General features: G+C 74.2%; 15 protein-coding genes and 1 other RNA gene. 2 read left to right on the top strand and 14 right to left on the bottom strand.

What is annotated here, in order from left to right; all coding sequences use genetic code 11:
- Positions 1-332 precede the first annotated feature (332 nt).
- Both IF99_RS0113790 and IF99_RS0113785 read right to left on the bottom strand, forming a co-directional pair.
- Positions 333-1,310: a hypothetical protein gene (locus IF99_RS0113790; protein ID WP_037826889.1), complete on the bottom strand. Its 978-nt coding sequence runs from the start codon at positions 1,308-1,310 to the stop codon at positions 333-335.
- A gap of 200 nt (positions 1,311-1,510) precedes the next feature.
- Entirely contained in the window at positions 1,511-2,461 is a 951-nt protein-coding gene (locus tag IF99_RS0113785; protein WP_030996743.1) for a LysR family transcriptional regulator, read from the bottom strand.
- A 139-nt stretch (positions 2,462-2,600) separates the two neighbouring features.
- On the opposite strand from IF99_RS0113785, the gene IF99_RS34900 reads away from it, so the two are divergent.
- Entirely contained in the window at positions 2,601-4,076 is a 1,476-nt protein-coding gene (locus IF99_RS34900) for an MFS transporter permease (RefSeq protein ID WP_051703480.1), read from the top strand.
- Positions 4,077-4,109: 33 nt separating this feature from the next.
- Here the strand turns inward: IF99_RS34900 and IF99_RS0113775 are convergent, their stop codons facing one another.
- The 11 genes from IF99_RS0113775 to ftsE all read right to left on the bottom strand — a co-directional run bounded on the left by IF99_RS0113775 (position 4,110) and on the right by ftsE (position 25,113).
- A complete protein-coding gene (locus tag IF99_RS0113775; RefSeq protein ID WP_030996741.1) occupies positions 4,110-5,294 on the bottom strand; it encodes a cytochrome P450 in 1,185 nt (394 codons plus the stop codon).
- A gap of 83 nt (positions 5,295-5,377) precedes the next feature.
- Positions 5,378-6,433, bottom strand: a complete 1,056-nt coding sequence (locus tag IF99_RS0113770) for an MDR family NADP-dependent oxidoreductase (protein WP_030996740.1) — start codon at positions 6,431-6,433, stop codon at positions 5,378-5,380.
- Entirely contained in the window at positions 6,430-8,145 is a 1,716-nt protein-coding gene (locus IF99_RS0113765) for a phytoene desaturase family protein (RefSeq protein ID WP_199806494.1), read from the bottom strand. Before IF99_RS0113765 ends, IF99_RS0113770 begins: the two co-directional genes overlap by 4 nt.
- 283 nt (positions 8,146-8,428) lie before the next feature.
- Complete coding sequence (locus IF99_RS0113755) at positions 8,429-10,123, bottom strand: phytoene desaturase family protein (protein WP_030996737.1); 1,695 nt, start codon at positions 10,121-10,123, stop codon at positions 8,429-8,431.
- 83 nt (positions 10,124-10,206) lie between these two features.
- Positions 10,207-19,611: a non-ribosomal peptide synthetase/type I polyketide synthase gene (locus IF99_RS0113750; protein ID WP_030996736.1), complete on the bottom strand. Its 9,405-nt coding sequence runs from the start codon at positions 19,609-19,611 to the stop codon at positions 10,207-10,209.
- 142 nt (positions 19,612-19,753) lie between these two features.
- Positions 19,754-20,677 carry a sterol desaturase family protein gene (locus IF99_RS0113745; RefSeq protein ID WP_051703479.1) on the bottom strand — a complete coding sequence of 308 codons (924 nt, stop codon included), beginning with the start codon at positions 20,675-20,677 and terminating at the stop codon, positions 19,754-19,756.
- 418 nt (positions 20,678-21,095) lie between these two features.
- Positions 21,096-21,482: a transfer-messenger RNA gene (gene ssrA, locus IF99_RS32270) on the bottom strand.
- Between the two features lie 160 nt (positions 21,483-21,642).
- On the bottom strand, positions 21,643-22,125 hold the full coding sequence (gene smpB, locus IF99_RS0113740) for an SsrA-binding protein SmpB (RefSeq protein ID WP_030996734.1): 483 nt from the start codon (positions 22,123-22,125) through the stop codon (positions 21,643-21,645).
- Between the two features lie 18 nt (positions 22,126-22,143).
- Entirely contained in the window at positions 22,144-23,304 is a 1,161-nt protein-coding gene (locus tag IF99_RS0113735; protein WP_030996733.1) for a S41 family peptidase, read from the bottom strand.
- Between the two features lie 144 nt (positions 23,305-23,448).
- Positions 23,449-24,366, bottom strand: a complete 918-nt coding sequence (gene ftsX, locus IF99_RS0113730) for a permease-like cell division protein FtsX (protein ID WP_030996732.1) — start codon at positions 24,364-24,366, stop codon at positions 23,449-23,451.
- A 57-nt stretch (positions 24,367-24,423) separates the two neighbouring features.
- A complete protein-coding gene (gene ftsE / locus IF99_RS0113725) occupies positions 24,424-25,113 on the bottom strand; it encodes a cell division ATP-binding protein FtsE (protein WP_007822907.1) in 690 nt (229 codons plus the stop codon).
- 244 nt (positions 25,114-25,357) lie between these two features.
- Between ftsE and IF99_RS0113720 the strand changes: the two genes are divergently transcribed.
- Entirely contained in the window at positions 25,358-25,558 is a 201-nt protein-coding gene (locus tag IF99_RS0113720) for a hypothetical protein (RefSeq protein ID WP_030996731.1), read from the top strand.
- Positions 25,559-25,628: 70 nt separating this feature from the next.
- On the opposite strand, the gene IF99_RS0113715 is transcribed toward IF99_RS0113720, so the two are convergent.
- Positions 25,629-26,321: an LPXTG cell wall anchor domain-containing protein gene (locus tag IF99_RS0113715; RefSeq protein ID WP_030996730.1), complete on the bottom strand. Its 693-nt coding sequence runs from the start codon at positions 26,319-26,321 to the stop codon at positions 25,629-25,631.
- Positions 26,322-26,471: the final 150 nt, after the last annotated feature.

Here is a 26,471-nt window from a genome sequence, read left to right as displayed (position 1 = left end):
CCAGCGGGCGCTCCGGAGCCCGCCCCACCCCCGCGTGACGGCTCCCCGCCTCCACCGGGCCCGGAGGGCAAGGGCGGGGGCCGGCCGGACGACCCCGTACGGCCTGACGCGATACCGGGGCAGCGAGGCGGGGCGTCCGACGACCGGGGGTGCCTGAGAAGGGTCACCGAGGACCGGAGGGGGCGACCCCGGCAGGGGCACCCACGACCGGACGGGACAACCCCCGCAAGGGCCGCCCACCTCCGGGCAGGACGACCCCGGCAGGGGCCACCCGCGCCGGACGAGGCCAACGGCCGACCGGTCGCCCCGCGGCGCTTCGCGTTGCCCCGTGCTCAGACCGCCGCGGTGGGCGCGGGCGTCGGAGCCGCCGTGGGGCCCGGTGTCCCCGTGTCGCCGGTACCGCCCGTAGCGCCCCCGTCGGCCGGGTCAGGGGTGCCCTGGCTCTCGCCCGGGGCGGGTGTGCCGGGGAGCGGGGTCTCGCCGCCGGGCTGGGGCTCCGTGCCGCCGGTCTCGCCCGCGCCGGGGGTCTCGCCACCGCCCTCACCGGGGTCGGTGCCGCCGGGGCCGGGGTCCGTGCCGCCCGGGTCCGTACCGGGATCGGGGCTCCCCGTGCCGCCGCCGGGGTCGGGGTCCGTGCCGGGGCTCGGGTCCGCGCCGCCCGGCCCCGTACCGGGCTCTCCACCGCCCGTGCCGGAGCCCGGCTTCGTCCCGCCGGAGCCGGTGCCGGGAGCGGGACCCGTGCCCGTACCGCCGCTGGGCTTCGTGCCCGGCGACGTACCGCCGCCGCCCGGGGACGGCCTGGCCCCGCCGGGCGTGCCGCCCTTGCCCGGCGTCGTGCCGGTGCCCGGCGCCGTGCCCGCGCCGGGCAGCTCAGGGATGTCGGGGATGCCGGGCGCACCGGGCAGGCCCGGCAGCCCCGTACGCCCCGGAAGGCCGGGCGCGAGGGCGGCGGGGAGCACGGGCGGGGCGGCGGTGTCCGCCTCCGGTGTGGTGCCGTCCCCGGCGTCCGTGCCCGGCGGCGAGGGCCTGACCCTGTCCGCGTGGGCCTTCGTCGCCGGTTGCGGCAGCGGCAGCCAGGGCGCGTCCGAGTCGCCCGAGACGAGCGTGGCGCCGATGACGGCCGCGTAGGCCCCGCAGGCGAGGCCGAGACCGAGGCCGAGCCTGCGGTAGCGGCGGCCCCGGCGCCCGGACGCGTCGACGAAGACGGGCCGTTCGGCCCTCTCGTCGCCCGCTCCGGGGCGGGTGCCGGCGCCGCTCTGCGCCGGAAGGTCGGCCGAGCGGCGGCCGAGGCTGTCGAGAGCGACGGTCACGCCCTGCGGCTCGTGACTGCGTCCCGAGCTGACGTCTTCTCGCCAAGTTTCCACGGTGTGCGCACTACCCCCATCGAGCTGGTACGGGTGCGCGGGCGACCCGGGCGCCGCCCCTCACCGGACCGGGCCCCCACCCGGCCCGAGCGCCCCCCATTTGTCCTACCGCGCCCGGAAGAGCAAGGTAACGCGTTGACTCGTGGTCAAAGCGCCTCCTGCGCGGTACTCATCATGATGAGTGCATCTTTGGTCGGAAGCCATGCGAAAGGTGGCCGGATGAGCCATGATTCGGCGCCCGCGAGAGCGGTCGCGGCCTCGCGCAGCGCGTCGAGCCCCGGGTGCCGGCGCCCCGCGCGCCACACGAGGGAGACGGGCGAGAGCGGTACGGGCTCGACGAGCGGCCGCAGCACGCTCCCCGCGAAGGCGGGCAGCCCGGTCACCGAGAGCACGGGCCGTCGCTTCTCGGCCATGACGCGCGCGAACTCGGCCTCGCCGACGACGAGTGGCGCGGGAGGGGCGAGCACGATGCCGTACGGGGCGAACAACTCCTCGGCGAGAGCGGTCCATTCGGCGGTCCGGGCGTTCCCCGCCCCCGCGTAGACCTCCTCGCCCGCGAGCGCGGCCAGGGGGACCTCGGGCAGGGCGGCGAGGCGGTGGCCCGCGGGCAGGACGACACCCATGCGCTCGTAGGCGACGGGCTGGTGGTCGAGCCCGGCGGCGAGCGCGGGCGGCAGCCCGGCGAAGCGGCCGAAGGAGGCGTCGATGCGCCCGGCGTGGATCTCGGCGGCGGCGTGCGTGAGGCCGCTCTCGTACCGGACGACGAGTTCGCCGCCGGATGCCGCGAGCGTGCGCGCGTGCGCGACGACGCGTTCCCCGAGCAGACCCGGGCTGTTGACATCGACGAGGAACGGGCTCGGCGTCGCGAAGGCGGCGCGGAGCGCGTCGTGCGCGTCGAGGAGGCGGCGGGCGAGCGGTACGAGGAGTTCGCCCTCGGGCGTGAGGACGACGCTGCGCGTGGAGCGCACGAACAACTGGGCGCCCAACTCCCTTTCCAGCCGCCGCACATCACGGCTCAGGGCCTGCTGGGCGAGGTAGAGGCGGGCGGCGGCGCGGGTGAAGTGCAGTTCCTCGGCGACGGCGAGGAAGGCGCGCAACAGGCGCGGGGGAATGTCGTCTTGGGCGGCCACGGCGCGAACCTAACCCGTGGCACCCGGCCATTGACAACGCGGAGCGGTGAATCGGCGCCCGAAGAGGTGTTGGACCGGGCGGCGGGCCCGCCGCGAGCCTGGGGACATGCCGATCCCCCTCCGGGGCGCCCCGCCGTGGGCCCCCTACCGCGCCCTGCTCGCCCTGCCCTCCGCGCGCCTCTTCACCGCCGCGGGTGCCGTGGCGCGGCTCCCCGCCGCGATGTGCGGCGTGAGCACCGTGCTGCTCGTGGCGCGGGCGCACGGCTCGTACGGGCTCGCGGGCGCCGTGTCGGCGGCGGGACTGCTCGCGACGGCGCTCGCCGGGCCGTGGACCGCGCGGCTCACCGACCGGCACGGGCAGCGGCGCGTCGCGCCGTGGGCGGCGGCCCTCGCGGCGCTCGGGCTGCTGGGGCTCGTGCTGTGCGTGCGGGGCGGGGCCCCGGTGTGGACGTACTTCGCGACGTACCCGCTCCTCGGCTGCGCGCCGAACACGGGCGCGATGGCGCGGGCGCGCTGGGCCCACCTGCTGCGGAAACCGGAGGACCCCGGGCCGGTATCGGGAGGCTCGGGGACGACACCGGAAGACTCCGGGCCGACACCGGTGGGCCCCAGGCCGACGCCTCAACGTTCCGGGCCGACTCCCGAAAGCACCGGCCCGACGCCCGAAAGCCCCGGCCCGACGTCCGAAGGCTCCCGGTTGAAGGGCGCCGCGAACGCCTTGGAGCAGGTCATTGACGAACTCTGCTTCACCCTCGGTCCCGTGCTGGCCGTGCTGCTCGCGACCTCGTTCGACCCGGCGGCCGGGCTGCTCACGGCGGCGGGGCTGCTCCTCGGCGGGACGCTCGCCTTCGTGGCGGTGGGCGAGGACGTGCGTCCCGCGCCCGGAGCGGGGAGCGCGGCGGGGCGGCTGCCGTGGCGGGGACTCGCGCCGCTGCTGTGCTGCTTCGTGGGGACCGGGGTGGTCTTCGGGTCCCTGGAGGTGACGACGGTGAGCGGGACGGGAGGCGCCGCCGGCTTGCTGCTCGGTGTCCAGGCGGCGGGCTCGGGCCTCGCGGGGCTCGCTCTCGGCGCCTGCGGGAGACCTCTCCGGCTCGGCCGCTGCCTCGCCGTGATGGCGGCGCTGCTCCTGTTCCCGCCGCTCTGCGCGGCGACCACGGACGCGGCGTGGCCCCTGGCTCCCGCGCTCCTGCTCATCGGCACGGCGACGGCCCCCGTGATGATCACGGCCATGAACACCCTCCACTCCCGCGTCCCCGCCCGGCGCCTCACGGAGGCGATGAGCTGGGCGGTGACCGCGATCCTCGCGGGCTCGTCGGCGGGAGCGACGGCGGCGGGTCACCTGGCCGACGGCCCCCGCCCGTGGCTGGGCTACACGCTGCCCCCGCTGGCGGCGGCGGGGGCCTGGCTGGCGGTACGGGCCGGATCACGCACGCGGCAGGCTCCGCCCCGTACCCCCCGGCCGTCCACGCCCCCGGCGGGCCCCGCCCCGTTTCCGGACGGCCGGGACCGGTCACGCGCGGCACTTCACGCCCCGCAGCCGGCGGCACCCGCGCCGCCCCCCGCCCCGACCCGGCCCGCCTGACGACGAAACGAGCCGGCCCCTCCCCCGTTCTCCTCACCCCCTCGCCATCAGCCGCTTCGGCCCGCGTGACGTCGTCCCGAGCCGCCACTCGACTCCCCCGTCGCCCTGGACGAGCCTCAGCCCGGGGAGGCGGGTCGCGAGGCGGTTCAGGGCGGTGCGGAGTTCGAGGCGCGCGAGCCAGGCGCCCATGCAGTAGTGGGGGCCGCCGCCGAAGGCGAGGGTGGGGGCGGGCAGTTCGCGGAAGAGGTCCTCGGCCTCGGCGGGCGGGAAGACCTCGGGGTCGCGGTTCGCCGCGACGATGTCGGCCACGACGATCGCGCCCGCCGGGATGCGCACGCCGCCGAGGTCGGTGCCGGCGACGCAGCGGCGCAGGCTGCCGGGGTCCTCGCCGAGGGGGACGAAGTGGAGGAGGCGGTCGGCGGCGCGCCCCGCCGCGTCAACGTCGGTGAGGCGCGGCCAGGCGTCGCGGCGTTCGCCGAGGAGGTAGAGGAGCACGTTGCCGAGCATCGTCATGGTGCTGTCGTGCCCGCCCACCACCATCCCGCAGACCAAGCGCACGAGTTGGGACTCCGGGATACCGCCCTCGGCGTCGGCGGCGCCCACGAGGCCGCTCACGAGGTCGTCCCCGGGCTCCTTGCGGCGCAGCGCCAGGAGTTCACCGCCGAAGCGCGTGAAGTCGGCGAGCCCGGACTCGACTTCGGCCGCCGAGTGCGAGCCGTCCGTGAAGGCCAGGTCGCTCCAGTACCCGATCTTCTCCCACGCGTCCCCGCCGAGGCCGAGAAGCCGGGTGATGACGGAGACGGGAAGCGGCCGGGCGAGTCCGGAGACGAGGTCGAAGGGCCCCTCGCGCCGCACGAGTTCGTCGAGCAGTTCCTCGACCGTCGCGGTGATCCACGGCTCCCAGCGGGCCACCGCGCGCGGCGTGAAGGCCCGCCCCACCGTGCGGCGCAGCCGCAGGTGCTCGGGGCCGTCCTGGTTGAAGAGGAGTTCGGGGTCGTCGACGATGCCGCCGCCGCTGGGCCGGTCGTCGTGCTCCTCGGCGTAGAGCGCGGCGCGGGTGAAGCCCCCTCCGCCGAGGACTTCGCGCACGTCCGCGTATCTGCTGACGCGCCACGCCGCCGTGCCGTCGGGCAGGACGACGGGGTGCGGGGCCGCGCAGGGCGCGCTCGGGATGCGGTGGAGCGGGGGCAGGGGTGCGGTGGGGAGGGTACTGGTCACGGAGGGGCCTTCCGGGAGGGGAGCGGGCGGGGACGGGAGCGGCGAGCCCCCGGGCGGCCCCCGCTCCCCGCCGGGCCCGCCGCTCACAACTTCACCAGCACCTTCCCCCGGTTCGCCTCGCGCGCTCCGTAGAGACTCCCGTACGCCTCGGGGATCGCGTCGAAGCCCTCGTACACCGTCTGGTCGCTCACGACCTCGGCGCGCCGGATGCGGCCGCCCAGTTCCTCGTGCAGCGCCTGCCAGTTGGCGTCGGTGAACCACTCGATGGAGAAGATCCCGCGGATCGTGGTGCGGGGGAACATGATGTACGGGAACAGGCGGGGCCCGACCGCCTCGCCGCCCACCTGGGTCGCCCACTGCCAGCACACGGCGACCCTGCTGTCCACGGTGAGCATCGAGAAGACGGCGTCCGTGACGGCCCCGCCGAGGTTGTCGAAGTAGCGGTCGACACCGTCGGGCGCCGCCGTCTCCAGGGCCGCGCGGACGGAGGCGAGGCTGTCGCCGTGGCGGTAGAGGACGACCTCGTCGAAGCCGAGGCCGCGCAGGTAGTCGCGCTTGGCCGGGCTCGACGTCGTGCCGATGACGCGGGCGCCCGCGCCCCGGGCGAGCTGCCCGGCGAGGGCGCCGACCGCGCCGGAGGCGCCGCTGATGACGAGGGTCTGGCCGGGGCGCACGTCGAGGAACTTGCTCAGCGTGCCCCACGCCGTCATCCCGGGGCCGCCCATCGCGCCGAGCGCCGTCGAGAGCGGCAGGCCCTCGTCGTACCAGTCGGGCCGCAGCCGTCGGTAGGCGGGGAAGACCATCGGGAAGGTCCCGGTGGCCCACAGCTCCGGTTTCCCGTCGCTCACCAGGTGGGTGCGCCAGCCCCCGTACCCCTGCACCAGCTCGCCCTCGCGGAAGGGTGCCTCGGGCCCGGCTTCGAGCACTTCCATGATCGTGTCGGCGCCCATGTGCGCGCCGATCGGGGTGTCGAGCGTGATGCCCTGGAGGTAGGGGTCGACGGAGACGTACCGCGTGCGCAGGAGCATCTGGTGGGGCGCGAGGTCGGTGGGGAGGTCCTCGTCCACGCGCTCGTAGACACGCGAGACGTCCGGGGCGCCCGCGACGTGCTCGCGCACGACCCACTTGCTGGCCCTCACCGGGATTCCTCCTTCTGCGGGACGCGTACGGACGCGGCCCCGTCGCCCGCGGGCCCCGTCGCGGGCCCCGGCACCCTCGGCCCCACCGGGATGACCCGGTGCGTGGGCAGCGGGCCGTGCGTGTCCACCGAGGCGGTGAACTCCTTGCCGTCGTCGCGGCACACGAACTGCATGACGTGCCGCCCGGCCGCCGCCGCGCGGATGAGGCCGCCGGTCGTGGCCCAGACCCCGGACTGGTAGAAGTTCCCGAGCCCGGGGACGCCCGGCCCGTGCTTCTTGATCAGCTCCTCCAGCGTCTCGCCGCTCTCCACGAAGGGCTGCCAGCCGAGCACGGTCCCGTCGAAGTTGCCCGTGTAGCGGACCTGCGTGAGCGGCGTCGAGACGTCCCGTACGGCGATGGACTCGCTCAGCCCGGGGAAGCGCTCCTCCAGGAACCCCACGAGCGTGTCGCGGACCTGGTGCTTCGCCGCGTAGTAGCCGCGCCCGTGCCTGACGGGCAGGGTGTGCAGTTCCTCGCCGCCCTTGCGGCGCGTGCGCTGCTCGGGGCCCTCGTCGAGCGCGCGCCAGGGCGCGATGTCGCAGAAGTACGTGGCGTAGACGACGCTCGTGCCGGGCGGGGACAGCTCCGGGTAGTGCCGGTCGCGGAACTGGACGTTGATGCTGGAGTGCCGGATGCCGGTGAGCTTCCCGGCCGTGGCGTCGTCGAGCAGGTACGTCGTGCAGGGGTCGGCCTCGGGGAACTCGCGCTTGAGGCCGAGGAAGAGCGTCACGTAGCCGGGGAAGACCATGCCGGGCTTCTCGATCGTGTCGGTGTAGAGGCGCTCGTACTCCTCTCCGAGGTCGCGGCCCCTGAGCAGCGAGCGCATCGTCGTGGGCCCGTCGCACGCGGCGACGACGATGTCCGCGCGCACTTCGCCGCCGTCGCTCAGCCGCACCCCGACGGCCGCGTCCCCCTCGATCAGGACCTCCTCGACCTTCGTGTTGTAGGAGACCTCCCCGCCGAGCCGCAGGTATCGCTCCTCGATGGAGCGCGCGAGCCCGAGCGACCCGCCCTCGGGGACGCCGGCGGAGAGGTTGGCGTGCGAGGCCATCTGGAAGTGGGTCGGCAGGACAGGGAAGTTGGGGTGGCGCTCGTAGAGGACGTAGTTGAACGCGCGCCGCAGCAGCGGGCTCTGGAACCTCTCCGCGTAGTCCCGCATGAGGACGGAGATCGTCTTGCGGACCGCGTTGAAGTACGGAAGGAACCCGGCGAGCATCCGCATCCGCTCGACGCGGCCCATGAGCCCGACCGGCTTGAGGAAGGGGTAGACGGCGAGGGCCTTGCGGAAGGAGCGAAGGTTGTCGCAGAAGCCCTTGATGTGGCGGGCGTCGGCGGGCGAGATGCCGGTGAGGTGGGCCTGGAGGCGGTCGGGGTCCGAGTAGAAGTAGACCGCGCGCCCGTCGGTGTCGCGGACGACGTTGAACACGTCGAAGTGGCGGATCTCCTTGCCCTGGAGGGCGCCGAGTTCGAGCCAGATCTGGTGCATCTCGTTGCCCGGGCCGCTGCCGAGCAGCCAGCTCACGCAGGCGTCGAGGGTGTAGTCGCCGCGCTCCCAGGCGGTGCAGCAGCCACCGGGGATCTCGTGCATCTCCAGGACGCGCGAACGGTAGCCGTTCAGCTGCGCGTAGACGCCGGTCGAGAGGCCGCCGAGCCCCGCGCCGATGATCAGCATGGTCTCGCGGCGCCTCCCGTCCGGCGCGGGTGGGCGCTCCTCCCCGGCGCGCTGGGCCGGGCGGGCGGTGGGGCGGCTCGTCATCGGGCCCGCCCTTCGTCGTACGCGGTCGTCATCGGCCCGGCCATCCTTCGCGCTCGCTCCTCGTCGGTCCCCGCGTCCCCGCCCGCCCGTGCTCCGGCGGCCTCGTCCGCCCGTGTTCCAGCGGTCCCGGCGCCCCCGTCCGCCCGTGCTCCGGCGGTCCCGGCGGCCTCTCCCGCCCGCTTGTCATCGGCCCGGCTCGTCATCGGCCCCGCTCCTCGCGTTCGTTCCAGCGGTCCAGCTGGGGGAGGCTGCCGAGCTTTCCCGGGTGCCAGGGCTCGGTGTTCTCGCTCTCGAACGCCCGGAAGGGGAGGCCGAGTTCGTCGCACAGGTACTGGACGGCGAAGCGCCCGGTCGACGCGGCGCGGATGAGCCCGCCCATGCCGACCCACTGGCCCGCCATCGAGAACCCGGCGAGACCCGGCAGGCGCATCCGGTCCTTGCCGACGAGCTTCGCGGAGAGGTCGTCGGCCTCGGAGAACGCCTTCCAGGCGAGGATCGAGCCCTTGTGGTTGCCGGTGTAGCGGCGGGTCGTCGCGGGCGAGGCGACATCGACCAGCTCGATGCGCCCGGCCACCTCCGGCCACTTCCGTTCCAGGAACTCCCGGACGAAGGCGGCGACTTCGCTCTTGCGGGCGCGGTAGGCACGGCGGTCGGCCGCGCGCAAGTCCGCCCAGTACCCGTAGTCGCTGAAGTACGTGCAGTGCACGACGGACCTGCCCTCGGGCGCGAAGCCGTCCGCGTAGCGGGAGCGGAGCTGCACGACGATGCTGGACTGGAGGCCGCCGGGCAGGCGCGCCGCGTCCTCCTCGTCGAGGAGGTACGTCGTGCTGTGCGCCTCGCCCTCGGGCAGGTCCCCCTCGACGCCGACGAAGGCCGAGACGACGGCGGGGAACAACGACCCCTCCTTCTCCAGCAGTTCCTCGTACAGCTTGTCGATCCTGGGGCTCGTGTACCGGCCGCCGAGCAGGCCCTTGATGGTGGTGTCCCCGTCGGCCGCGGAGATGACGTGCTCGGCGTAGAGCCTCTTCCCGCCGCGCAGTTCCACCCCGATCGCGCGGTCGTCCTCGACGAGGACGCGTTCGACACGGGCCCGGTAGCGGATCTCCCCGCCGAGCCCCGTGTACCGCTCCTCGACCGAGCGCGCGAGCCCGAGCGAACCGCCTTGCGGGAAGCCCGCGTTGCCGTGGTAGGCGCTCGCCATGTTGAAGAGGTACGGCAGGACGGGGAAGCCCTCGGGGTCCTGGAAGAAGATGTTGCGGAAGGCGGTCCGCAGCAGGGGGTCCTGGAACCTGTCGGCGAAGGCGTGCATCGGGGTCGCCGCGGTGCGCCAGAAGAGCCGGAAGGCGGGCAGGACGGTGCGCAGGGTGCGCAGCCGCTCGCCCCAGGTCTTCAGGGCGGGCGCGGTGAGGAAGGGGTACAGCTCGATCGAGAGGAAGCGCCGCAGGTCGCGGCAGTACGCGCGGATGTGCGGGGCGTCGGCAGGGGAAAGCTCCAGGAGGTGCGCTTCCAGCCGGTCCGGGTCGTTCCAGAAGACGACCTCGCGCCCGTCCGTGCCGACGACCTTGTTGAACAGCGCGAAGTTCGTCACCGACTTGCCGTCGAGCGCCCCGAGTTCGCGCCAGACCTGGTGCGCCTCGTTGCCCTCGGCGGTGCCGATGAGCCACTCGATGCAGTAGTCGAAGACGTACCCCTCGCGCGACCACGCGGTGCAGCAGCCGCCGGGCAGGACGTGCTTCTCCAGGACGAGCGTCCGCAGCCCGCTCATCCGCCCGTACGAGCCCGCCGCGAGCCCCGCGAGCCCGGCCCCGATCACGAGGACGCGGGGCGGGGTCCCGGGGGTGCGCTCGCGGGACTCCCAGTCGGTGGCGGGCGCCCCGCCCCGGACGCCCGGCACCCCGGCCGCCTCCGCCCCCACGGCCGACCCCGTTCCGGCCGCCTCCGCCCCCACGGCCGCGCCCGCCTCCGTCTCGGCCGCGCTCACGACGTCACCTCCGCGTCGAGCAGCCGCCGCACCAGCTCCGCGTTGCGCGGCAGGTGCTCCGCGTCGAGCATCTCGGCGTGCGTCCCGAAGCCGCACAGGACCCGGTGGCCCGCCGCCGATGACCCGTGCCAGGAGCCCGGCACCCCTTCCTCGTACAGGTCCGCCTTGTCCTCGTCCGTGAGCACGCTCACGGGTGCCGCGAGCGTCCCCGTGTTCGGTGTGCGCCCGCAGAAGCGCAGGTACTCGGCGGCGTGCTCCATGACCGCCGCCGTGACGATCTCCGAGCCGGTGTGCTGGTGGAGGTGGTGGCCGAGTTCGGTCTCGAACGCCTTCAGGACCTCGGGGCCGGGTTCGTACGCCTCCAGGGTGCGGCGCGAGTCGAGCACGACCACGTGAGCGACCTCCCGTCCGCGCGCCTCCAGTGCGCGCGCCACCTCGAAGGCGAGGTTGCCGCCGAGCGAGTACCCGAGCAGCGGCACCGGCCCCTCCGGCACGGCCGCCTCGACGAGATCCGCGTACCTGCTCACCTTGTCGTCGCCCGGGAGGTAGTTGAAGGCGATGAGCCGGTGGCCGGGCAGCGAGGCCGCGAGGCCCCGGTACACGAGCCCGTGGCCCCCGGCGGGCGGGAAGCAGAACAGCGGGCGCTCCGCCTCCGGGTTGAAGACGAGGTGCGGGACCTCGTCGGCCGTCGTGCCGGTGACGCGTTCCTCGACGGCGGCGGCCATCCCGTGCAGCGTCGTGACCTGGTAGAGACGGCTGACGGGCACGCCCACGCCGAACTCGGTGCGCAGGTGGTGCAGCAGCTCGATGAGCTTGATGGAGCTGCCGCCCGAGGCGAAGAAGTCGTCCGCGAGCCCGGCCCGTTCCAGTCCGAGCAACGCCTCCCAGTGCTTCGCCATGCTCACCTCGTAAAGGGTCACGGGCGGCTCGTACGCGGCCTGCGCGTCCTGTGCGCGCGGCGCCGGCAGCGCGCGCACATCCACCTTGCCGTGCGCGGTGAGCGGCAGCGCGGCGACCTCGGTGAGGTGCGCCGGTACGAGGTACGAGGGCAGCGCGTCCGCGAGCGCGCGGCGCAAAGCGGCGCGGCTCACCTCGGCGCCCGGCTCGGGCACGTACCAGGCGCACAGCGCGTCCTCGCCGCCCGTGCCGGGGCGGACCGCGACAACGGCGCGCGCGATGCCCGGCCGCGCGGCGAGGTGCGCCTCGATCTCACCCGTCTCGACGCGGTGTCCGCGCAGCTTGACCTGGCTGTCGGCGCGGCCGAGGAGGTGGAGGCGCCCGGCCGTGTCCCACCGCGCGAGGTCGCCCGTGCGGTAGAGCCGTTCGGCCCCGGCTCCCTGCAGCAGCTCGCGCTCCGTGAACCGTTCGGCGGTCAGCTCGGGCCGCCCCGCGTACCCGAGCGCGACGCCCTCGCCGCCGATCCACAGCTCGCCGGTGATCCCGGCGGGCAACGGGTTGTCGTGCGGGTCGAGGACGTGGAGCGTGGCGTGCGGGAGCGGGCGGCCGATGGGGACGGCGAGCCCGGGGTCGAGCCCGTCGGCCGGGCCCTCGAAGAAGGCGCTGTCGATCGTGGCCTCGGTGACGCCGTAGGAGTTCAGGACGCGGGTGCCCGGCCCCGCCAGTTCCCTGAGCCGTTCGTACTCGGCGACCTTCCACGTGTCGGAGCCGACGACGAGGAGCCGAAGGAAGTCGAGCCCCACGCCCTCGCGCACGCAGTGGTCCATGAGCCCGCGCACGAGGGCGGGCACGAACTCGGCGCAGTCCACGCGCTCCTCGCGCAGGACCTCGTAAAGGCGGGCGGTGTCCAGCAGCAGGTCGCGCCCGGCGAGGACGAGGGTCCCGCCGGAGCACAGGGCGCGCACGAGGTCGCCCGTGAAGACGTCGAACGACGGCTGCGCGCTCTGGAGGTGGACGCGCACCTCCTCGCCGAGGCGGTACTCGCGGTGCCAGGAGGCGTAGGCGGCGGCGAGGTTGCGGTGGGCGACCCGGACCGCCTTCGGCTCCCCGGTGGAGCCGGAGGTGTGGATGACGTAGGCGGGGGCGTCGAGGTCGTCGGCCGGTTCCCCCTCCGCGCGTGCCTCGGTGGCCGCGAGCGCGGTGACCGAGAGCCGCGGGCAGGGCAGCCCGTCCGCGGGCTCCGCCCCCGCCGCCGTGATCACCAGCGCGGCGCCCGCCCCCGTGAGCACCTTCGCGAGGCGCTCGGCGGGGAGCGCCGGGTCGAGCGGCAGATAGGCGCCCCCGGCCCGCAGCACTCCGAGCAGGTGGGCCACCAGCTCGGGCGACTTGGGCAGCGCGACCCCGACGACGGAGCCGTGGCCGACGCCGAGGGCCCGGAGCCGCGCGGCCACGTCCCCCGAAGCCGCCATGAGTTCCCCGTACGTCACGGAGGCGCCTCCCGGCACCCGTACCGCGACCGCCGGGGCGTTCTCGCGCGCCGCCCGCTCGAAGAGCCGGTGCACCGGGAGCGTGCCCGCCGTGAGCGCCCGGCGCCCGGCGCCGCTCGTCTCCCGTACCAGTTCCTCGCGTTCGCGCGCGGCGAGCAGGTCGAGCGAGGAGACGGGTGCCTCGGGCGCCGCGTGCGTGAGGCTGTCGAGCAGGTGGGTGTAGTGCGCGGCCATGCGGCGCACGGTGGCGGGGTCGAAGAGGTCGGTGTTGTACTTCAGGACGCAGTGGAAGCGCCCTTCCGCCTCTTCCTCGTACACGCTCAGCGTCAAGTCGAACTGGCCTTCTTCCTCCGGCAGTTCGATGTACTCCAGGCGGTAGCCGTACTGCTCCGTGGCGACCTTGTGGGTGAGGAGGATGAACATCGCCTGGAAGACGGCGGAGCGACTGGAGTCGTGCTGGAGGCCGAGTTCGTCGACGAGGAGCACGAAGGGGTACTCCTGGTGGTCGAGCCCGCCGAGCACCGTGTCGCGCACCTGGGCGAGCAGCGTTTCGACCCCCGGGTCGCCGGAGAGGTCCGCGTGCAGGGGCAGCGGGTTGACGAAGTACCCGTACACGGAGGAGAACTCCTGCCGGGTGCGGCCCGTCACGGGGCTGCCCACGACGAGGTCGTCCTGCCCGGACCAGCGGTGCAGGAGCACGTAGTACGTGGCGAGGAGCACCATGAACGGGGTGACGCCGTGCCGCTGCGCGAGGGTGTGCACGCGGGCGCTGAGCGCCTCGTCGAGCACGAAGAACTCCGAGGCCCCGTTGTGCGTCTGCACGGCCGGGCGCGGGCGGTCGGTGGGCAGGTCGAGGAGCGGGACCTCGGCGGGAAGGTGCGCGCGCCAGTAGTCGCGCATCCGGGCGGCCTCGGGCGAGGCGAGGAACTTGTTCTGCTGGTTGAGGAAGTCGACGTACCGCGCGGGCACGGGCGCGAGCGCCGGTTCGCGGCCCTCCTTCAGGGCCTCGTAGACTTCCAGCAGCTCTTCGATGAACGTGAAGGTCGACACCGCGTCCGAGACGATGTGGTGGACGGCCTTCATGATGATCCAGCGGTCGGGGCCGCGCCGGAAGAGCCGGAAGCGGAAGAGCGCGTCGTGCTCCAGGTCGTACCGCGCGCGGTACTCGTGGATGATCCGTTCCCTGATCTCCTCCCACTCCTGGCCCTCGACGTCGTACCAGTCGAGGTCGGGCTCGCGGCCGTCCCCGATGCGCTGCACGGGGCGGCCCTCGCGCAGGTGGAAGCCGGTGCGCAGCGCGGGGTGGCGGGCGACGAGCCTGCGCACCGCGGCGAACATCAGCTCGGGGTCGAGCACGGCCCGCACCTCGACGGCGCCGCCGATGTTGTAGGCGTGCCCGTCGGGGTTGAGCTGCTTGAGGAACCAGAGGGCCTTCTGGTTCTGGGTGAGCGGGAAGTCGCCGTCGTCGTCCCAGAGTTCGACGGTGGCGGTGCCTTCGGCGGAGTCGTCCCGCCCGAGGCGCTCGGTCAGCTCCTCGTACAGGCGCGTCGCCAGCTCGGCGACCGGTGTGTTGCTGAGCAGCGCGACGACGGGTGGCGCGACGCCCAGCTCGGCCTGCGAGCGGGCGCGCAGCTCCATCGCGAGGAGCGAGTCGAGGCCGAGGGCGCCGAGGCCGCCGGCGGGGTCGATCTCCTCGGGCGCGGCGCGGAGCACGGCGGCGACCAGGCGCGTGAAGCGCTCCGTGACGAGGGCGCGCCGCTCCTCGGGCCCGGCGGCGCGGAGGGCGGCGAGGAGGTCGCCCTCCTCGTCGGCCGCCCGGTCGCCCGCGGCGGCGGCGAGGTCCTGGACGAGGGCGGGCGGGGTGTCGTACCACGCGAGGAAGGTGCGCCAGTCGACGACGGTCGCGACGACGAGCTGGGCGACGTCCTGGCCGAGGACGCGTTCGAGGACGCTCATGCCCGCGTCGGGGCTCAGCGAGTTCATGCCCCGGCTGTGCAGGTAGTGCGCTTCGAGGCCCAGTTCCTCGATCATGCCGGTCGCCCAGGGGCCCCAGTCGAGCGCGAGCGCGGGCAGTCCGGCCGCGCGGCGGCGGTGCGCGAGCGCGTCGAGGAAGGCGTTGCCCGCCGCGTAGTTGGTCTGTCCCGCCGTCGTGAGGAGCGAGGCGACGGACGCGAAGAGCACGAAGTGCTCCAGGGGTTCGTCCCGCAGGTGCGTGTCGAGCAGGTACGCCCCGGTGGTCTTGGGGGCGTGGACGGTGTCGAAGGCTTCGCGGTCGATGTCGGCGAGGAGGGTGTCGCGGACCTGCCCCGCGAGGTGGAAGACGCCACGCAACGGGGGCGGGTCGCCCGCGCGGTACGTGGCGAGCCAGCCCGTGAAGGCGGCCTCGTCGGTGAGGTCGACGGGCGCGAGCACGACGCTCGCGCCGAGCGCCTCGATCTCCCTGACGAGCGCGATCGCCTGCCCGGCCCGGCTGTCCGGGTCGGTCGCGCGCCACGCGGCACGCGGTGGCAGCGGCGTCCGGCCCAGGAGCACGAGCCGCCGCGCGCCGCGCCGGACGAGGGTGCGGCACAGGAGCCGGCCGAGCGCGCCGAAGGCCCCGGTCACGAGGTACGTGCCGTCCGGGCGCAGGCGGGGCGGGAGGGGCCCGGTGAGCCGCTCCCCGGCGGGCCGCAGCCGCAGTGTGGCGCGGGTGGCGCCGCGCAGCCCGATCTCCTCCTCGTCGTCGGTGAGGAACTCGGCGAGCAGCGTCGCCGCCTCCTCGGCGGCGGGGGTCCTCGCCGGGTCGAGGTCGATCAGCTTCCCGCGGTGTCCCGCGAGTTCCTGGTGGCGCAGGACGCGCGTGACGCCCCAGGCGGGTGCCCCGAGCGGTGCCACGCCGTCCCCGTCCGCGACGGGCTGCGCCCCGCGCGTCACGACGTGCAGGCGGCAGGTGTCGCGGCGGGCGCGCAGCACGCGGGCGAGGGCGACGAGCGTCCACGCGCCGCGCGCGGTCGCCGTCGCGACCTCCGCGGCCGAGGACGCGGCCGGTGCCGGGTGCCCGAGGTTCCACAGATGCACGACCTCGCCGCGGAACGGCGCTCCCTCGCCGTCGAGTTCGGCGAAGAGCCGGTCCAGGTGCACGGGGTCCTCGGGGGTGAGGGTCACGTCCCCGGCCTCGTCCCGCGCGTACCGCGTCCCCGGCCGGACGAGACGGCAGCGGTCGCCCCGTTCCCGTACGAGCGCCGCGAAGGCGTCGGCGATCCCGGTGGTGTCGGCGAGGACGAGCCAGTCGCGGGGGCCCGGCGCACCGGCTTCCGGCAGCGCGTCGCGCTCCGGCAGGGGCACCCACTCCGGCAGCGCGAGCCACGAGTCCACGGTCGCGCGGGACACGGTCGTGGAGACCTGGTCGATGTCGGCGGCGCGGAAGCCGGTCACGCGCCCGAGTGCGGTGCCGTCCTCGGCGTCGTAGAGCGCGAGGTCGGCGAGCAGTTCCCGTCCGTCGTCGCGCGTCACCGTGCCGTGCACCCACAGCGCCCGGTCGCCGCTCGCGGCGAGGTCCAGCTCGCCGAGCGAGAGCGGGAGCCGGACCCCGGAGGCGGGGGGCCGCGCCGGGCCGCCGGGGATCTGCCGGGTGAGCAGCGCCTGGAAGCAGGCGTCGAGCAGGACGGGGTGCAGGTGGTGGTTCCCGGCGTCGGGGCCGAGGAGCCCGGCCGGGGGCCGCACCTTCGCGAGCACGTCGCCCTCGCCCGTCCACACCTCCTCGATGGCCTGGAAGGCGGGCCCGTAGTGGTAGCCGAGCGCCGCGAGCCCCGCGTAGCACGTCTCCGCGTCGAGACGGCGCTCCGTGCGCGCCCGCACCCCGGCGAGGTCCAGCGCCGGGCCGAGCGCGGCGGGCTGTCCCGAGCGCAGCACCCCCGCCGCGTGCACGACGGGCTCGGTGTCCGCGTCCCCGGGGGTCGCGATCGTGAACGCGGCCGTCTCGGGGTCGAGGCTGAACTGCACGGTGCGCGTGGCGTCCTCGGCGAGGAAGAGCGCCTTGCGCAGGTCGACACCCGCGAGGCGCACGCGCGGCGCGCCGGTCAGGGCCCGTACGGCCTGCGCGGCCATCTCCACGTACCCGGCGGCCGGGAAGACGGCGGTGCCCTGGATCTGGTGATCGGCGAGGTAGGGGAGCCGCTCGGTGTCGAGCGCGGACTCCCAGGTGGGCGCGGCGTGAGCGCTGCGGCGGCCGAGGAGCGGGTGGTCCAAGTGGCCGAGGCGCACCCGGGCGACGTTCGCGGGCTCGACCCAGTGCCGCTCCTCGCGCCACGGGTACGCGGGCAGCGGAACCGTCGTCCCGGTGGGCTGGAGCGCGTCCCAGTCGATGGGGCGGCCGAGGGTGTGCAGGGTCGCGAGCGAGACGGCGAAGCGCTCGGGCTCGTCCTCGGCACGGCGGATCGAGGGCACGGTGACGGCCTCGTGCCCGGCGGCCTCGGCGCACTCACGCAGCGAGTGGGCGAGCGCGGGGTGGGGGCCGACCTCCAGGAAGAGCCGGTGCCCGTCGCGGACGAGCCGGTCGACGGCGGAGCGGAAGTGGACGCGCTCGCGGACATTGCGCCACCAGTACGCGGCGTCGAGCCGCACCCCGTCCGCGTTCGCCTCCATGCCGGTCAGTTCCAGCGGGACGCGCGGCGCCCGCGGGTCCAGGAAGGCGAGCGCGTCGAGGAGTTCGTCCTTGATGGCGTCCATCTTGTGCGAGTGGTACGGGACTTCGACGGTCAGCGCCTTGGCGAAGACCTGCTCCCGCGTGAGGTGCGCGGCCAGTTCCTCCAGCGCGTCCGTGTCCCCCGCGAGGGTCACCGCGCCGGGGCTGTTCACGGCCGCGACGGCCACGCGCCCCCGGTACGCGCGCAGTGCGCGCTCCGCCTCCTCCTCGGGGAGTCCCACGGCGAGCATCCCGCCGGCCCCCGCGAGCTTGTGCTGGAGGCGGCTGCGGTGCACGGCGATCGCGCACGCCTCGTGCAGCGTGTAGACCCCGGCCTCGTGGAAGGCGGCGATCTCGCCCGTGCTGTGCCCGACGATCGCGTCGGGCCGCACGCCGTACGCGTGCCAGAGCCGGGAGAGCCCGTACTGGACGGCGAAGTTGGCGGGCTGGGCGAGCCATGTCTGCGCCATCCGCGAGGATGCGGCGTCCCGGCCCATCTCCTCCAGGAGCGACCAGCCCGCGAGCGCGTGGATCTCCCGGTCGCACTCCTCGACGGCGGCCCGGAAGACGGGCTCGCTCGCGAGGAGGCCCTGCCCCATGCCCCACCACTGGGGGCCCATCCCGGTGTAGACCCACACGAGCCGCCGGTCCTCGGGCTCCAGGCGCCGGTTCTCGACGACGCGCGGGTGCGGGGTCCCCGCCGTGTAGGCGTCGAGGGCCTCGCGCAGGGACGCGCGGGAGGAGTGGACGACGGCGAGCCGTGTCTCTAGGTGCTGCCTGCGGTGCGCGAGGGTGTGCCCGAGGTCGTCGAGCGCCACCTCCTGATCCAGCTCGGCCCGTACCTGCGCCGCCCGGCGCGCGAGCGCCTCGGGGTGCCGGGTGCTGAGCGGCAGCACCGTCCAGGGGCGCGCGGCGGCGGGCCCGGCGGGGGGACGGGCCGGGGCCTCCTCGATGATCAGGTGCGCGTTCGTGCCGCCGAAGCCGAAGGAGTTCACCCCGGCCCGCGCCGGTCCCTCGTGCGCGGGCCACGGCGTGGCGACGGCGGGGATCTCGTAGGGGAGGCTGTCGGCGTCGATCGCGGGGTTGAGCGTGTCGAGGTGCAGGTGGGGCGGGATGATTCCGTGCTCGACGGCGAGCGCGGTCTTGATGAGCCCGGCGATCCCGGCGGCCGACTCGGTGTGCCCGATGTTCGTCTTGACGGAGCCGACGTAGCAGGCGTCGCCGGGCCGGCGGCCCTCGGCGAGCACCCGCGCGAGCGCGTTCGCCTCGATCGGGTCGCCGACGGGCGTCGAGGTGCCGTGCGCCTCGACGTACTGGAGCTGACCGGGCGCGATCCCGGCCTCCGCGCAGACCTCCCGCACGAGGCGGGTCTGCGCCGCGCCGCTCGGCACGGTGATGCCGGGGGTGCGGCCGTCCTGGTTGACGCCGCTGCCCGTGAGCACGGCGTGGACGGGGTCGCCGTCGCGCAGCGCGTCCGAGAGCCGCTTGAGCGCGACGAGTCCGACGCCCTCGGCCCGCACGTACCCCTCGGCGCTCGCGTCGAAGGCGCGTGAACTGCCGCTCCGCGAAAGGAAGCCGCCCTTCGTCTCGGCGATCGTGTACTGCGGGGTCATGTGCAGCAGCACGCCGCCCGCGAGGGCGAGGTCCGTCTCGCCGCGCAGGAGCGCCTGGCGGGCGAGGTGCACGGTGACGAGCGAGGAGCTGCACGCCGTGTCGACGGTGAGGCTCGGGCCGCGGAAGTCGAAGACGTGCGAGATGCGGTTCGAGACCATCGTCATCATCGTGCCCGTCGCGGTGTGCGCGGCGAGGGTCTCGAAGCCGAGGTCGGCGAACTGGAGGATCTTGTAGTCGAGCGTGAACGCGCCGACGTAGACGGCCGTGTTGGAGCCGACGAGGTTCTCCGGGCGCTGTCCGCCGTCCTCCAGGGCCTCCCAGGCGACCTCCAGGAGCTTGCGCTGCTGGGGGTCCATGTGGTCGGCCTCGCGCCCGCTGATCCCGAAGAAGGCGGGCTCGAAGCGGTCGAAGCCGTCGATGTAGCCGCCGCGTCCGCCGGTGAGGCGGCCCGGCTTGTCGCGGTGGCGGCTGCCGAGCGTCGTCGTGTCGTAGCGGTCGGCGGGCGTGGGCGTCACGCAGTCCTTGCCGGTGATCAGGTTCTGCCAGTAGGCGCGGTGGTCGCCCGCGCCGCCGGGGAGCCGGCAGCCGATCCCGATGATCGCGATCTTCTCGCCGTCCGCGACCGGGGCGCGGGGCGGGGGCGGCGGGTCCTGGTCGGTGGCGGGGTGGTGGTGCGCGGGCTGCGGGGCGTCAGCGCGCGGGGCTCCCGTGGCCGGGGACTCGCTGTGGGCGGCGGCCATGTGGGCACACTCCTCGGGTTCGCGCGGCCTCCGGGAGCGGACCGGGGCGCGGCAAAGTCAGTGGTGGTACGGGGGAAGGGCAGAGGGAGTCGGGACGTCGGTACGGGGACGGACCGGGGCAGGGCGCGGGCGCGGGCCTCGCTCAGGCGCCCTGGTGGCCGTCCGTGGGGGCGACGGGAGCCTGCTCCTCCCGCGGGCGTGGGGAGCGCCGCACGGGGTGGAGGAGGCTGCCGAGGATGTCGCCGGTCCGCGGGAAGGAAGTGGGGTCGTGGAGCCCGATGGCGGCGGGCGTACGGCCCGGGTGCCAGGTGAAGCTGCCGAAGAGGTGGTCCCACACGGAGAGGTCGGAGCCGTAGTGCCCGGCCTCGGCGAGCCGCGTGCTGTGGTGCAGGCGGTGCTGCTCGGGGCTGGCCAGGACGTGGTTGAACGGGCCGATCCGGACGTCGATGTTGGCGTGGATGAAGTAGCCCTGGGCCGCGACGAAGAGTCCCGAGGCGAGCACGGAGTGGGCGGAGAAGCCGACGGCCGCGAGCAGGAGCTGCACGCAGCCCTGGGAGAAGACGATGTCGAGCACGTGGTTGACGCCGTTGTTCGCCACGTTGACCTTCGCCGGGACGTGGTGCACGCCGTGGAGCTTCCACAGGTGCCGGTTGGTGTGTCCGAGCCGGTGGGTGACGTAGCCGGCGAGGGAGCCGGCGAGGAGGGTGAGGGGCAGTTCGGCCCCGAGCGGCAGCACCGGGTGGCCGGTCGCGACGCGCGTCATGAGGGCCGTGACGAGGAACTGCGCGAAGGCGCTCGCGAGCATCGTGAGCACGAACCAGACGCCGTACCAGCGCCACTCGGCGGCGGTGGGCTGCCAGGCGCGCTCGTACGGGATGAGCCGCTCCAGGACCGTCAGGTAGACCACGACGGACAGGAGGAAGAACGGGCTCACCCGCTCCGGGTCCCAGTCCCCCGCGAGGGCCAGACCCGCGACGAGCACGGTGGCGACGAGCAGCACGGGATAGGCGAGGTAGCGCAGCAGCGCCCTGCCGGGCCCGGCCACGACGGATTCCCTTCTGCGCATCGCGCACCCCCCAGCGATCAGCGGCGCCCGGCCCGTCGAGGGCAGCGCGCAACCGTGACGAAAATCAAATGAATTCGGAAATGGATTCCGCAGCGGATTGAAGGAAGGTTTTCCGTTCCCGCGCCGCCCAAGCCCCACTTTCGGGCGAACCCCCGCGACGCAAGGTCGCACGGAAATCCCGCCGTGAGCCATTGAACAGGAGAGACGGCACCGCCCGATACCCGGGCCACTCAAAGGAGTTAAATAATAAGCTCATCAGACTTATAGGGCGCACGAAAAGAGGCAGGGGTCGCACGGAAGGGGGCACACCGCCGCCCCGTGACCCGGTACCGCGCGCCCCTCACCAGGCGGTCTGCCCCCGGACGCGAAAAAGCCTCCGGCCCGTGACGCGAACGCCACGGGCCGGAGGCCACAAAGGGAGTGGAGATGGCGGGAATCGAACCCGCGTCCAACGGTGCGGAAAGAGGGCTTCTCCGAGCGCAGTCCGCTGCGATTTTCTCGGCCCCGGAGATCACGCGGACAAGTCTCCGACGGGCTCAGTCACTGTTTGGTTTCCCTCTTACCCCCGTGACCGGGGTGAGAGGTTTAGTCCCCTAGCTGATGCCAGGATCCGGGTCGGGAACAGCCCCGGGCTGACACTCCGCGGAGTCTTCGCTAGCTGCTAATCAGGCAGCAAGGGCGAAGGCGGAGGAATCGCGCTTGGTATTGGCGATTATTTTTTGCGACATATGGTTTACGAGATCATTGCCGCTTCCTCGGCTCGCTTCCCCTGTTTCGACAGCCGCTGTCGAAACCGATCATCCCCTTGTGGTGTTGTCAAAGCCGTCGCCGCGAGGCTCCGGCCGCACACACCGCGAACGGTGCTTGCGCCATCGTACGGGAACAACGCCCTCACGTGCCAGCGCATTCCCGCCCGCGCGGAGCCGTCCCGCGAGCGCCGTGCGCCGCCCGGCGCACGGCCCTCTTCAGGCCGCCCGCTGCCTGCGCCGGGCCGCCGACATCGCGCGGTGCGCCTCGCGCGTGTCCTGCTTCTCGCGCAGCGTCTGGCGCTTGTCGTACTCGCGCTTGCCCTTCGCGAGCGCGATCTCGCACTTCGCGCGCCCGTCCTTGAAGTACAGGGCGAGCGGGATGATCGTGTGCCCCGTCTCCTGCGACTTCGCGTCGAGCTTCGCGATCTCCTCGGCGTGCAGCAGCAGCTTGCGCCGCCGCCGCGCGGAGTGGTTCGTCCACGTGCCCTGCGAGTACTCGGGGATGTGCACGTTGTGCAGCCACGCCTCACCGCCGTCGATCTGCACGAAGCCGTCCACGAGCGAGGCCCGCCCCTGCCGCAGCGACTTCACCTCCGTACCGGTGAGCACCATCCCGGCCTCGTAGGTGTCGATGATCGTGTAGTCGTGTCGCGCCTTCTTGTTCTGCGCGATCAGCTTGCGTCCTTTTTCCTTTGCCATGATCCCTCCATTTTCGCACTACGAGGGTGTGCCGAGGCCAGTCAATACCTCGCGGGCCCGCGCCTCCGCGGCTCCCGGAGCCGTGCTCACGTCGGGGGTGAGCCCCGCGCCCTCCACGCCGCGTCCCCCGGGGGTGCGCCACCGTCCCACGGTCAGTTCGGCCACGCTCCCGTCGGGGAGGGCGCGCGGCACCTGCACCGTTCCCTTGCCGAAGGTCGGCTCCCCGACGACGACCGCCCGCCCGCGGTCCTGGAGCGCCCCCGTCAGCACCTCGGCCGCGCTCGCCGTGCCGCCGTCCACGAGCACCACGAGGGGGCCCGTGCCCGCTCCGCCGCGTGGCGCCCCGAGCACGCGGCGTGAGCCGCCGTCCTCGTACGTCGCGACCTCGCCGCCGTCGAGGAAGGCGCCCGCCGCCCGTGCCGCCTCGGCGAGCAGCCCCCCGGGGTTGCCGCGCAGATCGAGCACGACGGGGGTACGGGGCGGCAGCGCGGCGACCGCCGCGCGCACGCGCTCCCCCGCGCCCCGTGTGAACGCCCGCACCCGCACCCGTGCGCCCCCGTCCCCGTACCGCTCGACGGACACGACGGCACCACCGCCGAGCCGCACCCGCGTGAGCACGAGCCGCCGCTCCGTCCCGTCCTCCCGTACGAGCCGCAGGGCGACCCGCGTCCCCGGCTCGCCCCGCAGCAGCCCCACCGTCCGTGTCACGGGCAGCCCCGCGACCTCCCTGCCGCCCACCGAGAGCAGCCGCTCCCCCGCCCGCACCCCGGCGCGCGCCGCGGGTGCGCCAGGGCGCACCCGCGAGACCCGGGGCGCGCCGTCCGCGTCGTGGGCCAGCGAGAGCCCCACGCCCGCGTAGGCGCCCGTCAGGCCCTCGCTCCACGCCGTGTACGCCGAGGGCCCGTAGACCGCGTCCCAGCGGTGCCCCGAGCGGCTCACGAGCGCCCGCGCGGCCTCGGTGCCCGAGCCTCCCCGCGCGAGCGCGGAGCGCACGGCGCCGTCGAGACGGGCGCCGGAGACGGCGGAGGCGCCTTCGGGGGCACGGGTCTGCGGGGGCTCGTACGACGGGAGCCACCCGCCGCGCAGCCCCGCCGCGAGCACGGCGGCGAGGAGCAGCGGCGCGGCGAGCGGGAAGCCCTGTCCGGCGCGGGGTCTCGGCACGCGGGGGCTCTCGGGCATGGCGGGGAGTCTAGTAACCCACCGGCCGCTCCGGGCCCGGTACCGGGAACGCCGCCCCGTCCCCCGCGCGGCGGCCCGGCCGCGCACGACGGGCGCCGCACGGCCGGTGACCGTGCGGCGCCCGTCGTGCGCGCGGTGGCCCGCTCAGACCTTCAGGTACTTGCGCAGCGCGAAGAACGCGGCGAGCGCGGGCATCACGATGCTCGTCGCGAGGACGAGCGGCAGCTTCGCGATGACCGGGCCCCAGCCGATGAACTCGATGAGGTTGAGCTTCGAGGAGAGGTCGAGGCCGCCGTCGATGATGAAGAACCGGCCGCCCACGAGCATCCCGCAGGCCACGATCCCGCCGATGAGCCCGGCGACCGCGGCCTCCATGATGAACGGCGCCTGGATGTAGAAGCCGGAGGCGCCGACGAGCCGCATGATCCCGGTCTCGCGGCGGCGGCTGAACGCCGAGACGCGCACGGTGTTCACGATCAGCATGAGCGCGACGACGAGCATCAGGGCCATGAGCGCGCGTGCCGCCCAGTTCATGCCGTCGAGCAGCCCGAAGAGGTTGTCGAGGATGCTCTTCTGGTCCTGGACCGACTGCACGCCCGCGCGGCCCTTGAAGGCCGTCGCGATGACCTCGTAGTCCTTCGGGTCCTTGAGCTTGACGCGGAAGGACTCCGGCATGAGGTCCGGGGTGAGCTGCGAGGCGATCGGCGAGCGGCTGAATTCCTTCTGGTACAGCTTGTACGCCTGGTCGGCCGTCTCGTGCGTGACCGTCTGGACGGCCGGCATCTTCTTGAGGTCGGTCTCGATCTGCTGGCGCTGCTCGGGGGTCACGGCCCCCTTGGCGCACGACGGGCTCTCGCCGACGTCGTTCTTGCCGCACAGGTAGACGGTCACGTTGACCTTGTCGTACCAGTAGCCCTTCATCGAGTCGACCTGGTCGCTCATGAGGAGCGAGGCACCGAAGAGGGCGAGGGAGAGGGCGACCGAGACGACGACCGCGAAGGTCATCGTGAGATTGCGCCGGAGACCGACCCCGATCTCCGACAGGACGAACTGGGCGCGCATGGCGTCCTTTCAGAACTCAAGGCGTCCGCGGGACGGCCGGCCCGCGGACGCCGGGTATCAGTGCTGGTAGCCGTAGACGCCGCGGGACTGGTCGCGGACGAGGCGGCCCTTCTCCAGTTCGATGACGCGCTTGCGCATCTGGTCGACGATCTGCTGGTCGTGCGTGGCCATGACGACGGTGGTGCCGGTCCGGTTGATCCGGTCGAGCAGCTTCATGATGCCGACCGAGGTCTGGGGGTCCAGGTTCCCTGTGGGCTCGTCGGCGATGAGGAGCTTGGGCCGGTTCACGAAGGCGCGGGCGATCGCGACGCGCTGCTGCTCACCACCGGACAGCTCGCCGGGCATCCGGTCCTCCTTGCCGCCGAGCCCGACGAGGTCGAGCACCTGCGGCACCGACTTGCGGATGTCGCCCTTCGACTTGCCGATGACCTCCTGCGCGAAGGCGACGTTCTGCGCGACCGTCTTGTTGGGCAGCAGGCGGAAGTCCTGGAAGACGTTGCCGAGCTGGCGGCGCATCTGCGGCACCTTCCAGTTCGACAGGCGTGAGAGATCCTTGCCGAGGACGTGGACCTGTCCGTGGCTCGCGCGCTCCTCGCGCAGGATCAGCCGCAGGAAGGTCGACTTCCCCGAGCCCGAGGACCCCACGAGGAAGACGAACTCGCCGCGCTCGACCTCGAGGGAGACATCCCTGAGTGCGGGCCGGCTCTGTTTGGGGTAGGTCTTGGAGACGTTGTCGAATCGGATCACGAGAACACCACGGATCGCCGGGAGCAGGTGAGCGTGACCATACGCGACCCCGGGGGCACCGCGCAGACACCGTCCCGGGGCCGTGCGCGGACGATCCTCCGTTCCGGGCACGATCGCGGGCAAAGCGGGCGCGAGGACGGCCCCGCCCGGCGCGACGGCCCGCGTACGGGCACGCGCGCCCGCGCCGCCGCGGCCGGGACCTGGCACAGTGGAGAGGTACGGCCCGGCCGGAAGGATGACGCGCATGACCTACGACCGACTGGTGTGCGCGCACTGCGCCGCTCCGGTGAGCGAGGGCCGCTGCCCGGTCTGCCGCGCGAGCCGTGAGCGCCTCAAGGAGACGCGGGGGCAGTCGCCCTTCTCCCAGCTCAGCCCGCCCACGCTGCTCGCCCTGCTGGTGGCGTGCGTGGCGGCGGTGGTGGTGGTCGCCGGGCGCTTCGCCTGAACGGCGTGGAGAGCGCGTGAAGAAAGAGCGGGGGCCGGGTGCGTGCGCACCCGGCCCCCGCTGTCCTTCGTCAGGCCGTGTCGCCCCCGCGCCCCGTGAGGCGGGGCAGGAAGCGGAAGCCGATGCCGCCCGCGATCATGGTCGCGGCACCGAGGACCAGGAAGGTCGTGTCGGCCGCGCCGGTCTCGGCGAGCTCGTCCTTCGGCGCCCCCTGCTCCACGGGCTGCTGCCCGAGGCTGTCGGGGCCGGCGCCGGTGGACCCGTTGCCGCCCCCGGCGGCGGGCGAGGACGCCCCGCCGGAGGGCTGGTCGCCCGGGTCACTGGGCTGCGTGCCCGGGTCGGAGGGCCCGGTGCTCGGGCCGGAGGGGTCGCTCGGGTCCGTGCCCGGGTCGGAGGGCTCCGTCCCCGGGTCGCTCGGGTCCGTGCCCGGGTCGGAGGGCTCGGTGCCCGGGTCGCTCGGCTCGGTGCCGGGGTCGCTCGGGTCGGTACCTGGGTCGCTCGGCTCGGTGCCGGGGTCGGACGGGTCCGTGCCCGGGTCGCTCGGCTCGCCGGTCGGGATCTCGGTGCCCGGGTCGGACGGGTCGTCTCCCGGGTCGGAGGGGTCCGTGCCCGGGTCGGTCGGGTCGGGCTCCTCGACCGCCGGGCCGTTGTCGCCGTTGAAGGTGACGGCGTGGGCGGCGCCCGCGGCCGAGAGGGAGGCCCCGGCCGCGATGGCGGCTCCGGCGGCGACCCGCGCCACGCGGACCCGCATTCTGTTCGTCATGAGCTAGCTACCCCCAGTAGCGATACGTACGTAGGTGGGACGACGCGGCGGGTCGCGCGGACAGGGGGCCTCCTGGATCGTGCCCCCGTGCGCACACGCCCCAGAAACGCGCATGCCATCCGCCACCCTCGCGGTCCGCCGCAGACACGT

This window comes from Streptomyces sp. NRRL F-5630, assembly GCF_000719475.1.
Classification (GTDB): domain Bacteria; phylum Actinomycetota; class Actinomycetes; order Streptomycetales; family Streptomycetaceae; genus Streptomyces.
The sequence above is the reverse complement of the archived record's forward strand: the minus strand, read 5'-3'. Positions and strand labels throughout refer to the sequence as shown.

Bases quoted from the DNA above. Each gene is read 5' to 3' on its own strand.
- IF99_RS0113735 (WP_030996733.1), bottom strand. From the start codon at position 23,304: ATGCCCGAGAGCCCCCGCGTGCCGAGACCCCGCGCCGGACAGGGCTTC.
- IF99_RS0113765 (WP_199806494.1), bottom strand. From the start codon at position 8,145: ATGCTGATCATCGGCGCGGGGCTCGGCGGCCTCTCGACCGGCGTCTAC.
- IF99_RS0113745 (WP_051703479.1), bottom strand. From the start codon at position 20,677: ATGCGCAGAAGGGAATCCGTCGTGGCCGGGCCCGGCAGGGCGCTGCTG.
- IF99_RS0113715 (WP_030996730.1), bottom strand. From the start codon at position 26,321: ATGACGAACAGAATGCGGGTCCGCGTGGCGCGGGTCGCCGCCGGAGCC.
- IF99_RS0113720 (WP_030996731.1), top strand. From the start codon at position 25,358: ATGACCTACGACCGACTGGTGTGCGCGCACTGCGCCGCTCCGGTGAGC.
- IF99_RS0113750 (WP_030996736.1), bottom strand. From the start codon at position 19,611: ATGGCCGCCGCCCACAGCGAGTCCCCGGCCACGGGAGCCCCGCGCGCT.
- ftsX (WP_030996732.1), bottom strand. From the start codon at position 24,366: ATGCGCGCCCAGTTCGTCCTGTCGGAGATCGGGGTCGGTCTCCGGCGC.
- IF99_RS34900 (WP_051703480.1), top strand. From the start codon at position 2,601: ATGCCGATCCCCCTCCGGGGCGCCCCGCCGTGGGCCCCCTACCGCGCC.
- smpB (WP_030996734.1), bottom strand. From the start codon at position 22,125: ATGGCAAAGGAAAAAGGACGCAAGCTGATCGCGCAGAACAAGAAGGCG.